This is a genomic window from Mycobacterium sp. E1747 (assembly GCF_001667775.1).
GTDB lineage: Bacteria > Actinomycetota > Actinomycetes > Mycobacteriales > Mycobacteriaceae > Mycobacterium.
On the sequence record NZ_LZJI01000091.1, the window covers coordinates 1 to 14,552 of the forward strand.

12 protein-coding genes and 1 pseudogene are annotated in these 14,552 nt (G+C 70.5%); 2 read left to right on the forward strand and 11 right to left on the reverse strand.

Annotated elements, in window-relative coordinates; genetic code table 11:
• Positions 1–565: transcriptional repressor LexA (gene lexA, locus A5695_RS09475; RefSeq protein WP_068080352.1), on the reverse strand; the 565-nt coding region annotated here is incomplete at its 3' end.
• Here lexA and A5695_RS27435 point away from each other — a divergent pair.
• Positions 558–677: pseudogene (locus tag A5695_RS27435) on the forward strand (repressor LexA); the annotation flags it as partial. The gene lexA and the pseudogene A5695_RS27435 sit on opposite strands and share 8 nt — an antisense overlap.
• A 10-nt stretch (positions 678–687) precedes the next feature.
• On the opposite strand, the gene A5695_RS09480 reads toward A5695_RS27435, so the two are convergent.
• The 8 genes from A5695_RS09480 to A5695_RS09515 form a co-directional block, all read right to left on the reverse strand.
• On the reverse strand, positions 688–2,904 hold the full coding sequence (locus A5695_RS09480) for an LGFP repeat-containing protein (protein ID WP_068080305.1): 2,217 nt from the start codon (positions 2,902–2,904) through the stop codon (positions 688–690).
• Positions 2,905–3,436: 532 nt separating this feature from the next.
• Positions 3,437–4,597: an acyl-CoA dehydrogenase family protein gene (locus A5695_RS09485; RefSeq protein WP_068080307.1), complete on the reverse strand. Its 1,161-nt coding sequence runs from the start codon at positions 4,595–4,597 to the stop codon at positions 3,437–3,439.
• Between the two features lie 94 nt (positions 4,598–4,691).
• Positions 4,692–6,113, reverse strand: coding sequence for a GTPase HflX (gene hflX, locus A5695_RS09490; protein ID WP_068080309.1), 1,422 nt, complete (start codon positions 6,111–6,113; stop codon positions 4,692–4,694).
• A gap of 46 nt (positions 6,114–6,159) precedes the next feature.
• Complete coding sequence (gene dapF / locus A5695_RS09495; protein ID WP_068080354.1) at positions 6,160–7,032, reverse strand: diaminopimelate epimerase; 873 nt, start codon at positions 7,030–7,032, stop codon at positions 6,160–6,162.
• A 60-nt stretch (positions 7,033–7,092) separates the two neighbouring features.
• Positions 7,093–8,025, reverse strand: a complete 933-nt coding sequence (gene miaA / locus A5695_RS09500) for a tRNA (adenosine(37)-N6)-dimethylallyltransferase MiaA (protein ID WP_068080356.1) — start codon at positions 8,023–8,025, stop codon at positions 7,093–7,095.
• Positions 8,026–8,032: 7 nt separating this feature from the next.
• On the reverse strand, positions 8,033–8,722 hold the full coding sequence (locus A5695_RS09505) for a hypothetical protein (protein WP_068080311.1): 690 nt from the start codon (positions 8,720–8,722) through the stop codon (positions 8,033–8,035).
• Positions 8,723–8,756: 34 nt separating this feature from the next.
• Positions 8,757–9,725, reverse strand: a complete 969-nt coding sequence (locus A5695_RS09510; RefSeq protein ID WP_068080313.1) for a DMT family transporter — start codon at positions 9,723–9,725, stop codon at positions 8,757–8,759.
• 203 nt (positions 9,726–9,928) lie between these two features.
• Positions 9,929–10,831, reverse strand: a complete 903-nt coding sequence (locus A5695_RS09515; RefSeq protein WP_068080314.1) for a DMT family transporter — start codon at positions 10,829–10,831, stop codon at positions 9,929–9,931.
• 232 nt (positions 10,832–11,063) lie between these two features.
• Between A5695_RS09515 and A5695_RS09520 the strand changes: the two genes are divergently transcribed.
• Positions 11,064–12,425: a DUF349 domain-containing protein gene (locus A5695_RS09520; RefSeq protein WP_068080316.1), complete on the forward strand. Its 1,362-nt coding sequence runs from the start codon at positions 11,064–11,066 to the stop codon at positions 12,423–12,425.
• Here A5695_RS09520 and A5695_RS09525 read toward each other — a convergent pair.
• Both A5695_RS09525 and miaB read right to left on the reverse strand, forming a co-directional pair.
• A complete protein-coding gene (locus A5695_RS09525) occupies positions 12,422–13,036 on the reverse strand; it encodes a hypothetical protein (protein WP_156749550.1) in 615 nt (204 codons plus the stop codon). The genes A5695_RS09520 and A5695_RS09525 overlap by 4 nt on opposite strands.
• Entirely contained in the window at positions 13,024–14,535 is a 1,512-nt protein-coding gene (gene miaB / locus A5695_RS09530; protein ID WP_068080321.1) for a tRNA (N6-isopentenyl adenosine(37)-C2)-methylthiotransferase MiaB, read from the reverse strand. The genes A5695_RS09525 and miaB overlap by 13 nt, the downstream gene beginning before the upstream one ends.
• Between the last annotated feature and the right edge of the window lie 17 nt (positions 14,536–14,552).

The window sequence follows — 14,552 nt, forward strand, 5'->3', positions numbered from 1 at the left end:
CCTCATTGCCGGGAATCGGGTCGAACGCCGGGTTGTGCGGCATCAGCCACACCTGACCGCCTGCCCGCTTGAACGTCTTCACGGTGGCTTCCCCGTCGAGCATGGCCGCGACGATGTCGCCGTTGTCCGCGACGTTCTGCTGACGCACCACCACCCAGTCGCCGTCGCAGATCGCCGCCTCGACCATGGAGTCGCCGACGACCCTCAGCAGGAACAGCGTGCCCTCACCGACCAGCTCGCGCGGCAGCGGGAAGACGTCCTCGACGGCTTCCTCGGCGAGGATCGGTCCACCGGCGGCGATGCGCCCGAGGACCGGCACGAACGTCGGCTCCGGCAGGGAGTCCGAGCCGGCGACGTCGGTGGCCGGCGCCGCCACCTCGTCGTCTGCGCCGCGCACGTCGACCGCCCGGGGGCGGTTCGGGTCGCGACGCAGGTAGCCCTTGCGCTCCAGGGTGCGCAGCTGATGAGCCACCGACGACGTCGACGTCAGGCCTACGGCGTCGCCGATCTCCCGGATGCTCGGGGGGTAACCGCGGCTGGTGACCGACGCGCGAATGACGTTCAAGCGGGCAGGCGGTCAGGTGTGGCTGATGCCGCACAACCCGGCGTTCGACCCGATTCCCGGCAATGAGGCAACCGTGCTGGGCAAGGTCGTCACGGTGATCCGCAAGGTCTAGTCCCGGCGGCTCAGTCCGCCTTGACGAAGCCGTTGGCCTGCGCGACTTCTTCGCTGGACAGCCAGATCTCGGCGAGCGTGTCGTGGTAGAGGTCGCTGCCCGGCGTGTAGTACAGCCCGAATCGGGCGCTCGCCTTGATCGGGTATCCCTCGGGCGCCTGGTAGGGGTCGTCCAGCGGTAGGTGAATGGTCGGGCGCCCGGGCGAGCCTCCCGCCGCGCCGCTGTCCTCGTCGTCCGCCGCAGCATGCCGCCCGCCTCGCCGCTCGGTTGCGGCGACGGCTACCTCGGGCGCGACGGCTTCCGGAGCGGCGGCCTCTGGGGTGGGGGCCTCGGCGACGTCCTCCGGGACATGCGGTACCGCTACGTCCGGATACCCGGGCTCGGGGGCCGGGGCGCCGGGGCCGGCGCCCTCGTACTCGGGAGGCGTGTGCGGCGCCGCGACGTCGAGGTACTCGGCGTCGGCGTACTCCTCGTCGGTGCGGTCGGCCTCCGGATAGGCGGGCTCATGCGCGTCTTCGGCGTGCTCGGCTTCGACGTACTCGGCCTCGGCGTAATCCGCTTCGCCGTATGCGGATTCGCTGTAATTGGACTCGCTGTAGTCGGACTCGGCGTAGCCGGATTCCGTTTCGGGGTAGCCCGCGTCCGACAGGGCGGCCGGGGAGACCGCGGAGAAGGAGTCGGTGTCCACCGCGTCGGGGTCGTTCTCCTCGACCCCGTGGACATCCTCGTCCGCGCCGCGGCGCCGCCAGCTGACGCGCCCGGCGGCCTCGGCTTCGGCCGCCTCCGGCTGGTCGGCGAAGTGCTCGGCGCTGACGCCGTCGGGCCCCCAGCGCTGGTCGCCCACCGCCTCGTAACCGAGGTCTTGGTCGCTGTGCGGCTCGTAGCCGGCACCGACAGGCGCGGCGCGCCGCCGACGCCAACCGAGGGCCAGCAACCCGGCCAAGACGATCAGCACCAGCACCGGAATCCCGGCCAGCAGCCACCACCACTGCAACGCGAACTTCTTGGGATGGGCGGGCGCCGCCGAAGTGCTCGGCTGGTTCTGCCCCGATACCTGCAGGCCCGACAGCAACGGCGCGAGATTGGCCGGGTCGGTGCTGAACGTGTTCTTCGCCCGGTTCCACGAGATCTTGCCGCCGACGAACTGCTGAGAGACCACGTCGCCGTCCACGGACTGGTCGCCGACGGGCGCGCCCAGCTTGCCGGTCGGTCCGCGCAGCTTGTCCCATGCCGCCTTCATGGCGCCGCGCACCACGAACGCGCCCCGCTCCGAAGTCCAGAAGATCACCGGTTTGTCGGCCCCGGAGAAGGTGGCGACGCGGCTGGACGGGATGCCGCCGTCGGCTTCGTTGGCAGTGGGGAAACCCAGGTCGCTGCCGGCCGGGCCGCCGAGCGATTCGTACTTGGCCAGGATGTCGGTCTCGACGGCGTTCGCGCCGGTCGCCGGGCTGAAATACACCCTGCCGTTGGCGAAGTCCTGGACGATCCCGTCGCCGCCGATCGGATACTGCGCACCCTTCTTGACGCCCAGCGGTCCATTCGGGCCACCGGCGGCGCGCCAGGCCATGTTGATGACCGCGGTGGGATCGATCGCCACCTGCAGACCCTTCAGCTGATCGGCCAATCCCGTTGGCTCGGTGGTGAACTGCTTGGTCTGCCTGTTCCACGAGACCTGGCCGCCGCTGAACTTCTGGGCGGACACCTCGCCGTTGTAGGTTTCGTCGCCGACCGGGACGCCCAGCACCCCACCCGAGCTGCCGAGCTTGTCCCACGCGGCGTTGATCGCGCCGCGCACCACGAAGGCGCCGTGGTCGGGCGTCCAGAAGATCACCGGCTTGTCGCTGGCCGAGAAGGTGGCCACCCGGCTGTCGGGCCCGGCGAGACCGGGCACCTCGTCGATCGCGGGGAAGCCCAGATCGCTGCCGGCCGGGCCGCCCAGCATTTCGTATTTGTCCAGGATCGGGCCGTAAACGAATTTGGCGCCCGTCGCCGGCGTGAAGAACATCTTGCCGCCGTCGAAGTTGAGCTCGAAACCGTCGCCCGCTGGGTAGACGTCGCCCTTGCGGGGGCCCAGGGGCGAACCATCCCCACCGGCCTTCTCCCAGGCGGCCATCATGGCCGCCTCGGCGTCACCGATCGGAGACGCCGCCGCCGAAGGCGCCAGCAAGGCGGCGGTTGTGGCGATGGCGGTCAAGGCGACCAGCGCGCTCCCGACCAGCCTGCGCATGTGACCTCTCTGCCCGTTCACCAAGCCTCCCAGCCGACGGCTACGGCTCCATCAGCGGCTATGCCCGTAGCTACAGAGCGGGCGAGGGGGCCGTTCTCCGACCGGGCGGAAACAACCCCGCACCGCGCCGCATTATCGTTGGGCTTGCATAACTTTGCTCCAGCCAACGAGAAATACGAAGTCAAATCACGCATATTACAAAAACGGATACCACGCCGATGTCGAAATGATGCCGAGCCACGCTCAAATCGCGACGAACCGCACCATCGCCCGCGTGACGTCTGGCTTATCGCGCCGACTCCTGAACCGATCGCATGCCTGCGCAATAGCCCACAAGTGTGGCCGCTCGTGCCCGTGCCGCGCTTTTCACGATGCGCCACTGGGCGGGCGTATCCGAAACACATGCGCCGACCGTACGTGCAGCCATTAACTCACCGGTGATCTAGCCGAAAAGAGGCCCGCCCGGCGGGCATCGACCGCGTTTGCCGCCGGCGGGCGAATTGACCGTTCCGATGGCGTCGCCGTTGTCGGTCTAGACCCCGAGGCTGCGGCCGATGATCTCCTTCATGATCTCGGTCGTGCCGCCGTAAATCGTCTGCACCCGCGCGTCCAGATAGGCGCGGGCCACGGGGTACTCACGCATGTAGCCGTAGCCGCCGTGCAGTTGCAGGCACCGGTCGATCAGGTGCACCTGCTTCTCGGTGGCGTACCACTTGGCCATGGCCGCCTGCTCGGCGGTCAGCTTCTTATCCAGGTGCAGACGGATGAACTCATCGACCATGATGCGCACCACGGTGGCCTCGGTCGCCAGCTCGGCGAGCACGAAGCGGCTGTTCTGGAAGCTGCCGATCGACTTGCCAAATGCCTTGCGCTCCTTGGTGTATTGCACCGTGTCTGTCAATACCTGCTCCATCGCCGCGGCCGCCATGATGGCGATCGAGATCCGCTCCTGCGGCAGGTTCTGCATCAGGTAGATGAATCCCATGCCCTCCTGTCCCAGCAGGTTTTCGGCGGGAACCTTGACATCAGTGAAGGACAGCTCGGCGGTGTCCTGCGCGTCCAGCCCGATCTTGTCCAGGTGCCGGCCGCGCTCGAAGCCCTCCATGCCGCGTTCGACGACGAGCAACGAAAAGCCTTGCGCCCCTTTGGCCGGATCGGTCTGCGCCACGACGATCACCAAGTCGGAGTTGATTCCGTTGGTGATGAACGTTTTTGCGCCGTTGAGCACGTAGTGGTCGCCGTGGGCGACCGCGCGGGTCTTGATGCCCTGCAAGTCACTGCCGGTCCCCGGCTCGGTCATCGCGATTGCGGTGATGAGCTCGCCGGTGCAGAACTTCGGCAGCCAGCGCTGCTTCTGCTCCTCGGTGGCCAGGGCCAGCAGGTAGGGCGCCACGATGTCGTTGTGCAGCCCGAAGCCGATGCCGCTGTAGCGACCGAAGGTGGTCTCCTCGGTGATGATGGTGTTGTACCGAAAGTCCGGATTGCCCCCGCCACCGTATTCCTCGGGGACGGCCATGCCGAGGAAGCCCTGCTTGCCGGCTTCGAGCCACACGCCACGGTCGACGATCTTGGCCTTCTCCCATTCGTCGTGGTGGGGCGCGACGTGGCGATCGAGGAAGGCGCGGTAGGACTCGCGGAACAGCTCGTGCTCCGGCTCGAAAAGAGTGCGCTGATACGTGACGGCAGTGCCCATGTGGATGACCTCCGGCGACGGGGAACTCTGCTGCCCAACATATACCAACCAGGCGGTTGGTCGGCAGCCGCCGGGGTGACCCGGGCGGGCCGGATCAACGCGTCGAGAACTCCTGCAGGTGCCCGGCCAGCGCCACCGGGACCCGCGCCTTGATCCGGGTGCCGTCCGGGTTGTGCTCCTCTTGCTGCACGCGCCCGTCGGCGTGCAGCCGGGCCACCAGGTCGCCGCGGTGGTAGGGAATCACCACATCCACGGCCGTGTCGGCGGGGACGGCCAGCTCGCCCATCCGGCACCGCAGGGCGTCGATGCCTTCCCCGGTCCTGGCCGAGACGAACACGGCGCCGGGCAGGGCGTGACGGAGCTCGGCCAGGGTGAGTCCGCTCGCGGCGTCCACCTTGTTCACCACCAACAGCTCGGGCGGCGGGTCGCCGTGATGGTCGGCGATGACGTCGGAGATCACCTCGCGCACCGCGTTGATCTGGGCCAACGGATTGACGTCCGAGCCGTCGACCAAATGCAGCAGCAGGTCCGCGTCGACGACCTCCTCGAGCGTGGAGCGGAACGCCTCGACGAGTTGGGTAGGCAGGTGCCGGACGAACCCGACGGTGTCGGTGAGCACCAGCGGGCGACCGTCGGTGAACTCGGCGCGGCGGGTGGTGGGCTCCAGCGTGGCGAACAACGCGTCCTGCACCAGCACCCCAGCCCCGGTCAGCGCGTTGAGCAGGCTCGACTTGCCGGCGTTGGTGTAGCCGACGATCGCGATCGACGGCATGTCGCTCTGCCGGCGGCGGCTGCGCTGGGTGTCGCGGACCTGCTTCATGTCCTTGATCTCGCGGCGCAACTTGGCCATGCGTTCGCGGATGCGGCGGCGGTCGGTCTCGATCTTGGTTTCACCGGGACCGCGCAGGCCCACGCCTCCCCCGCTGCCGCCGGCGCGGCCACCGGCCTGCCGAGACATCGACTCACCCCAGCCGCGCAGCCGCGGCAGCATGTACTCCATCTGGGCCAACGACACCTGCGCCTTGCCCTCCCGGCTGGTGGCGTGCTGGGCGAAGATGTCCAGGATCAGCGCGGTGCGGTCGATGACCTTCACCTTCACCGCCTTTTCCAGCGCGGTGAGCTGCGCCGGGGACAGTTCACCGTCGCAGATCACGGTGTCGGCGCCGGTCGCCAGCACCACCTCGCGCAGCTCTTGGGCCTTGCCCGAGCCGATATACGTCGACGGGTCCGGCTTGTCGCGGCGCTGGATCAGCCCTTCGAGCACCTGGGAGCCGGCGGTCTCGGCCAGGGCCGCCAGCTCGGCCATGCTGGCCTCGCTGTCGGCGGCGGTGCCGTCGGTCCACACGCCCACCAGCACGACGCGCTCCAGGCGCAGCTGGCGGTATTCGACCTCGGATACGTCGGTGAGTTCGGTGGACAGCCCGGCGACGCGGCGCAGCGCCGACCGTTCTTCCAGGGCGAGTTCGCCGGTGCTCGGCTCCGGCACAGCGGGATTGGAGAATTCAGGACGTGTCATAGGCAATACACGATGATGCACGGTGAATCGGCGTCGTGCACCTCAATTAACGTCGCTGGGCGTCCCACCATTCCCCGCTGATCTCCCCGCGCGCCACCAATACCGACGGTCCCCTCAGGTAGCTGGTGGCGTCGGTGATGGTGACGACGACGTCGCCGCCGGGCACCCGCACCTTCAGCGTGCCGGTGTCCGCACCGGCGGCGGCCAGCGCGGCGACCGTGGCCGCGACCGTGCCGGTGCCGCAGGAGCGGGTCTCGCCGACGCCCCGCTCGTGCACCCGCATCCGGACCGCGCCGTCGGCCGGCGCGGTGAGGACTTCGATGTTCACTCCCTCCGGGAATTGGGCGTGGTCGAAGCTCACCGGCGCCGCGACGTCCAGCCCCGCCAGTTCCTCGGCGGTCAGGTCCGGGACCACGCACGCCAGGTGGGGGTTGCCGACGTCGACCGCCAGGCCGGAGAATCGGCGGCCACCGACGACGGCGCTGCCCGGGCCGAAGGTGTTCGCCTTGCCCATGTCGACGCTGATGTCGGCGTGCGTCGCGCCGGCGTGGTGCACGCTGATCGTCCGGGCGCCGGCCGGCGACCCGATCACGAATTCGTCGCGGGACTCCATGCCGCTGGCCCGCAGGTAATGCGCGAACACCCGGATGCCGTTGCCGCACATCTGGGCGATGGACCCGTCGGCGTTGCGGTAGTCCATGTACCAGTCGGTCGCGGCTACGCCGTCGGGCAGGCGGTCCAGCACGCCGGCGGCCAGCGCGGCCCCGGCGGTGGTGACCCGCAGCACCCCGTCGGCGCCCAATCCCCGCCGCCGGTCGCACAGGGCGGCCACCCGTGCGGCGGTGAGGTCGAGCGTGGCCTGCGCGTCCGGGAGCACCACGAAGTCGTTCTCGGTGCCGTGGCCCTTGGCGAAAATCATGCGCGCCACTCCTCAGCTCCGGCCGCGCCGGCAGCATCGTCGTCGGCGCGAATCACCTGCTCAGGATACGTGGCCCAGAACCCCCAGCGCTTCGTCGACGAGCCGGGCGCCGTCGGCCGCCCCTTTTTCAGAGTCCAGCCAGTGAACCCGGTGATCGCGGCGGAACCAGGACCGCTGCCGGCGCACATAGCGTCGGGTGCCCACGTAGGTCTGTTCGCGCGCGTCCCGCAGCCGCTCGGCGCCACCTCCGGCGTCGAGCGCCTCGATCACCTGCGCGTAGCCCAGGGCGCGCGACGCGGTGACCCCCTCGCGCAAGCCCTCGCCGAGCAGCGCTGTGACCTCGTCGACCAGGCCCTGGTCGAACATGGCGTCGGTGCGGCGGGCCAGCCGCTCATCCAGAGTCGTTGTCTCGCAATCTAATCCGACGATGGCGGTGTTCCACCTCGGGGCGCCGATGCGTGGCGCGGACGCGGCGAACGGGCGGCCGGTCAGCTCGACCACTTCGAGCGCGCGCACGGTGCGCCGGGCGTCGGTCGGCAGGATGGCCGCCGCGGCGGCGGGGTCGCGTCGGGCCAGCTCGGCGTGCAGCCCGCCGATGCCGATCTCTGCCAGCCGCTGCTCCCAGCGCGCCCGAACCGCGGGATCGGTCGCGGGGAACGACCAGTCGTCGAGCAGCGATTGGATGTAGAGCATCGAGCCGCCCACGATGATCGGGACGGCGCCGCGGGCCGCGATCGCCTCGACGTCCGCGGCGGCGGCGCGCTGATAGCGGGCGACCGTCGCGGTCTCGGTGACGTTCAACACGTCGAACTGGTGGTGCGGGATGCCCCGGCGTTGCCCGACGGGCAGCTTGGCCGTGCCGATGTCCATGCCGCGATAGAGCTGCATTGCGTCGGCGTTCACGATCTCGGCAGCCTCGAGCCGTTCGGCGACATCGAGTGCCAGCTGTGACTTGCCGGTTCCGGTGGGGCCGATGATCGCCAGCGGTCGCACGGTCACCTCAGACCTGCCAGGCGCCGGCGAAGTAGCCCACCCCGTAGGGCGCCCCCCGGTAGAGCTCCTTGGCCGACCGCGGCCCGGGCTCGGTCAGGCCGGCCAGCACCTGGAAGGCGACGCGTCCCAGGATCTGGCGCGGCAGCCGCGTCAGTGCGGCGACGTCACCGGTCGCCAGCGCGTCGTCGAGGGCCAGCTGCGCGTCGGCGTTGGCCGGGTCGTATCCGCCGGGCGCGGCCGGCGTCAAAGTGTTCGCGCCGTCGGCCACGACCAGCACCCCGATCGGCTCGGCCGACCGGTCGACGTCGGCGCGCAACGCCCGGCCCTCGGCCATTGCGGTCTCGGCGTCGTGGTCGGCGCGGTAGATCCGGGCCTCCGCGGCCGCTTCGGGGCGGACCTGACCGCGAACCCAGCCGGCGAGCAGCGCGGAGACGGGCAGCTCGGCGGCGGCCGGGGCGCCGGACCAGGGCGAAAGCCCGACCCGGATGTCCACCCCGAAACCCGCGAACGTTCCCGCGGCCTCAGGTCCCCACACCCCGTCGCGTGTCCCCGTCCCGATGACGGTCCAGCGGGCGGGAAGGAAGGCGGCCGCCGCCAGCACCGCGGCCACCAGGTCGGTCACCTCCGCGGCGGCCCCTCCGGCGAGCTCGGGCACCAGCAGCGGCGCCGAGGGAACAATGGCAATCCCGCTAAGCACGCCACCAAACTAATGCTTCGCCCGACGCGTGCGCTCAGGCCTCGGCAGCCGCGACTACCGGGCCCGTGCTAAAAGGCTCGGCCTCGGCTTCGGCGGACGACCACGCGCCCGGCGTGACGGTTCCGTCGTCTCGACCGACCTCGGCGACGATGGTGGCGGCCTCGCCGCGGGCCAGCGCGACCGTGGCCACGATCACCACCGCGATCGCGGCTACCAGCACGAAGGCCTTCGGCCCGTCCGCGTGCAGCGTTTCGCCGAGCACGAAGATGCCGAGCAGACCGGCCACCACGGGCTTCGCCACGGTCATCGTCGGCATGGAGGCAGTCAGCGCACCGGCGCGGAACGCCGACTGCTGGAAGATCATCCCGGTCAGCGCCAGCAGCAGCCATGGGACGAACTCGGGTGCGGTCAGCACGGCCAGCGGGCCGTTCTCGCCGACCTCGACGATCCCCTTGGTGAGCACGGCGAACAACGCCAACGCGGAGCCCGCGACCACCGCGAGCAGGGCGGCCGCGAACGGGCTGCCCGACCAGATCCGCGCGGCCACCACGCACGCCACCAGCAGCGGCGCCATCACCGCGGCCACCATGGCCCACGTCTCGACCGACGCGCGCTGATGGCCAGAGGCGGGGTCGCCGACGATGATGACCACCGCCAGGGCGCCGGCGAGCACCACCGCCCATACCCACTCCCAGCGGGTGACCCGCCGCTTCGTCAGCCGCGCGTAGATCGGCAGGGCGAACAGCAACGCCGTCACCTGCAGCGCAGTGACCAACACGACCGAACCCCAGGCCAGGGCGCCGGCCTGCAGGCTGTAGTTGACGATCGCCGCCACCCCGCCCAGCCACCACCGGGTGTCTTTCAGTGACATGCGGAACAGCTCCAGGTGGCCGACCTGCTTGTCCGTGATCTCCTGCGCAGAGCGCTGACGGATCACGTCGCCGACCGCGGATGCCAGCGCCGCGCACAACGCAATCAACGCCGCGACATCAACCTTCGACATTGAGCGACCCCCCACCTCCAGATTGTCCCGACCAGCTTTCCCTGGGGCTCGGGCAAATACACGCAATATTTGCGATCAGTTCAGCAACAACTGTATGACGCCGCCCACGCTGCTGCTCGCCCGCGATCACCCTTAGTTGATACGCGATCAACCTATGTAACGGCTGTGGGCAACCTCGAGTTCACTCTGGGGTCGACGGCCCGCTAAGCCGGCTGCGGGGCGGCGTCTCCGGGCGCCGCCGCGACCCGGTCGTGCGTCGCGCAGGCGTCGACGCGGGCGAGCTCGACGGTGGCGGCGGTCATCACCAACGCCGCGGCCCCCAGCGCCATCATTCCCGCGCGCCCGGTGTTGAGCGTCTCGCCCAGGACGACGACGCCCAGCAACGCCGCCACAACCGGCTGGGACACCTCCAGCGTCGGCATCGACGCGGTCAGGGAGCCGGCGCGAAACGCCGACTGCTCCCACGCGAAGGCCGCCACCGCGACCACCAGCCAGGCGTACAGCTCGGGTGTCTCGACCACCGCCCACCCGCCCTCGCGGATCCGCTGGACCACGCCCTTGGCGAGCACGGCGAAGACGGCCCACAGCGAGCCGGACACGAAGGCCAGCAGCCCCGCCGCCAGCGCACCGCCCCAGATCCGGGCGGCCAGCACGCAACCGGCCAGCAGCGGCACCAGCACCGCCGCCACCACGGCCCACGTCCGCAGCGCCACGGTCGAGTGGCCCGCCTGCGGGTTGCCGACCGTCACGATCACCGTCACGGCGGCGGTCAGAACCAGGGCCCACGCCCACTCCCGGGCGGTCACCGCGCGGCCGGCCAACCTCGCGCTGATCGGCAGCGCGAACAGCAGCGAAAGGACGAGCAACGCCTGCACCAGCAACACCGAGCCCTGGTCAAGCGCGGCCGCCTGCAACACAATGCTGACCACGAGCGTCAGGGCGCCCCACCGCCAGCGCCGGTTGCCGAGTAGCCGGCGGACGAGTGTGAGCTGCCCGACAGATGAGTCGGTGATCCGGTGCGTCGCCCGCTGCTGCAAGACGTCGCCGATTGCGACGCAGAGCGCGGATGCCAAGGCGAGCAAAGCGGCGATGTCCGCCTTGGCCATGGTTTCTCCGTCCGAGTCGGGGTACGGACAACTGTGATACCCCATGCGTCCGCTCCGATGCATCTGGAGCGGGATCACCAGGGTGGCGGCGCGCGGGCCGACAAGCTGCTTGAATACTGTTGAGCAGCTGTTGGGAAGGTCGCGAGGGCCGCCCCACGGATGTAGCAGACGGTGCCGCTACGCGCGGCAGGTGCGCGGACTTCCCACCGCGCGAAGGGTAGGTGACGAGCGCATGACGGCTGACGAACCCCAGGGATCCGACCCGGGCGGACCGGTGCCCCGACCGGTTTCGCGCCCGGTCCCACGCCCGGGTCCTCGACCCGGCCCGCGGCCGTCGAGCGCGGCGCCGCGGCCCGTCGTCCACCCGATTCCGGCGCCCCCGCGCAGCAATCCGCATCAGTTCGGGCGCGTCGACGACGACGGCACGGTCTGGCTGATCGCCGCGGCCGGCGAGCGCGTCGTCGGCTCATGGCAGGCCGGCGATCGCGAGGCTGCTTTCGCCCACTTCGGTCGCCGCTTCGACGACCTGAGTACCGAGGTCACCCTCATGGAGGAGCGACTCGCGGCGGGGACCGGCGACGCCCGCAAGATCAAGGCGCACGCGTCCGAGCTGGCCGAAGCGTTGCCGACGGCGGCCGTGCTTGGCGACGTCGACGCGCTCGCCAGCCGGTTGGCCAGCCTCATCGATCAGGTCGAGACCGCCGTCGCGCAGGAGCGCTCCCGCCGCGACGAGCACCGCGCCGCGCAGACCGCCCGCAAGGAGGCGCTGGCCGCCGAGGCCGAGGAGTTGGCCGCGAACTCGACGCAGTGGAAGGCGGCCGGTGACCGGCTGCGGGCCATCCTCGACGAGTGGAAGACCATCAGCGGCCTGGACCGCAAGGTCGACGACGCGCTGTGGAAGCGCTATTCGGCCGCCCGTGAGGCCTTCAACCGGCGGCGGGGGGCCCACTTCGCCGAGCTGGACCGCGAGCGCGTGGGCGTTCGGCAGGCCAAGGAACGACTGTGCGAACGCGCCGAGGCGTTGTCCGATTCGACGGAATGGACCACCACCAGCGCCGAATTCCGCAAGCTGCTCACGGAGTGGAAGGCGGCGGGCCGGGCGGCCAAGGACGTCGACGACGCCCTGTGGCGGCGCTTCAAGGCAGCCCAGGACGTGTTCTTCACGGCGCGCAACGCGGCGACCGCGGAGAAGGACGCCGAGCTGCGGGCCAATGCGACGGCCAAGGAAGCGTTGCTGGCCGAGGCGGAGAAGATCGACACCAGCAATCACGACGCGGCCCGGGCGGCACTGCGCTCGATCGCCGAGAAGTGGGATGCCATCGGCAAGGTGCCGCGGGAGCGGTCCGCCGAATTGGAGCGCCGGCTGCGTGCCGTCGAGAAGAAGGTGCGCGACGCGGGCGAGGCCGATTGGTCGGATCCCCAGGCGCAGGCCCGCGCCGAGCAATTCCGCATTCGCGCCGACCAGTACGAGCAGCAGGCGCAGAAGGCCGCCGCGGCGGGCCGCACCAAAGAGGCGCAGGAGGCCAGGGCCAACGCCGAACAGTGGCGGCAATGGGCGCAGGCTGCCGCCGAGGCGCTAACGCGTAAGCCCTAGGTGTCGGGACCCCGGAGCGCCGGGCCGTCGGGCCCGGCTTGGTCGTTGAGGCTGTCCAGCAGCGTCTTCGACTGTTGCTGCGCCGCGACCCGGCGCCGCTGCTCCTCGGCCGCGAGCTGCACGATGGTGCGCGACCAGACCACGCGCGCCCACTGGTAGGTCAGCGCGAGGACGACGACCCACGCCGCGATCAGCCCCGCCCCCGGGCCCGGGTGCCCGGCGGCGACGGTCTGGCGTGACCAGATGGCCAACAGACCGGCCGCCCCGGCGAGCGCGGAGCCCGCGAGCGCGATCCAGGCCAGTGCCCAGCGGCGCGTCACCAAGGCCAGCATGGAGAATCCGACGCCGAACACCAGCGTCAGCCAGGCGAACACCCGCGACGGCAGGGCCACCGCCGCCGCCCCGGCGCCGTGACTGCTGAACAACACGTCCCAGCCTCGCACCGCGCCGGTGTGCGGCAGGATGAACGAGCCCAGCAGCACGAAAACCAGGATCGCGACGACGAAGCCGCGTGGGCCCGGGTCGAATCCGCGTGCCACCCGCCGTTCAGCGGCTTCGATTTCCGTGCGCAAGGCGTCGAGGTCGGGGCGTTCTTCCATCATCGGGCACATCCAAGGGGTTCTGTGGGGTCGGCGGGCGGTCCGACGGCGGGCATGCCGAGGCCGACGCCGCCCGGGCGCCGCCCGGCGGCGTGCGCGTCGCCCGCGCGGGTTCGGCGATGGGCGAGGATGCCGGCGTCGGCGATCAGGTGGTGCGGGGCCGCCTGGGTGATGACCGCGGTGACCAGGTCCCCGGGTCGCACCCGGTCGTCGGCGCCGAAGTGCACCAGGCGCCCGTCGCGGGCGCGACCGGTCATGCGCGCGGTGCGGGTGTCCTTGCGGCCCTCGCCGGCGGCGACCAGCAACTCCACGGTCTGGCCGATCAGCGCGCGATTGCCTTCCAGCGAGATCTGCTCCTGGAGCTCGACCAGCCGCTCGTACCGTTCCTGCACAACGGCTTTCGGAAGCTGGCCGTCGAGTTCGGCGGCCGGGGTGCCGGGCCGCTTGGAGTATTGGAAGGTGAACGCGGCCGCAAACCGGGCCTGCCGGACCACATCTAGGGTGGCGGCGAAATCCTCTTCGGTCTCGCCGGGAAACCCGACGATCAGGTCGGTGGTGATGGCGGCGTGCGGCATGGCGGCCCGCACGCGGTCGATGATGCCCAGGTAGCGCTCGGCGCGGTACGAGCGCCGCATCGCGCGCAGCACCCGGTCGGAGCCCGACTGCAGCGGCATGTGCAAGGCGGGACAGACATTCGGCGTCTGTGCCATGGCCTCGATGACGTCGTCGGTGAATTCGGCCGGATGCGGGGAGGTGAACCGCACGCGTTCCAGCCCGTCGATGTCCCCGCAGGCCCGCAGCAGCCGCGCGAAGGCGCCGCGATCGCGGGGCAGCGCCGGGTCGGCGAAGGACACCCCGTAGGCGTTGACGTTCTGGCCCAGCAGCGTGACTTCGAGCACGCCGTCGTCCACCAGGGCTCTCACCTCGGCCAGGACGTCGGCCGGGCTGCGGTCGACCTCCTTGCCGCGCAACGCGGGCACGATGCAGAAGGTGCAGCTGTTGTTGCACCCGACGGAGACGGAAACCCAAGCGGCATAAGCCGATTCGCGTGCGCTCGGCAGCGCGGAGGGAAACTCCTGCAGCGACTCGGCGATCTCCACCTGGGCGGCCTTGTTGTGCCGGGCCCGCTCGAGCAGCGTGGGCAGGGATCCGATGTTGTGCGTTCCGAAGACCACGTCCACCCAGGGCGCCTTGCGCAGCAACGCGTCACGGTCTTTCTGGGCCAGGCAGCCCCCGACGGCGATCTGCATCTCGGGGTTGCCGCGCTTGCGCGGGGCGAGGTGGCTGAGGTTGCCGTACAGCTTGTTGTCGGCGTTCTCGCGCACGGCGCAGGTGTTGAAGACCACCACGTCGGCGTCGGCACCGTCAGGCGCGCGTTGGTAACCGGCGGTTTCCAGCAGGCCCGCCAACCGTTCCGAATCGTGGACGTTCATCTGACAGCCGTAGGTGCGGACCTGATAGGTGCGCGCCCCGGCGCCGTCGGGCGCGCCCGCGGCGTCCTGCATCACCATCGAAGTCACGGGGCCAT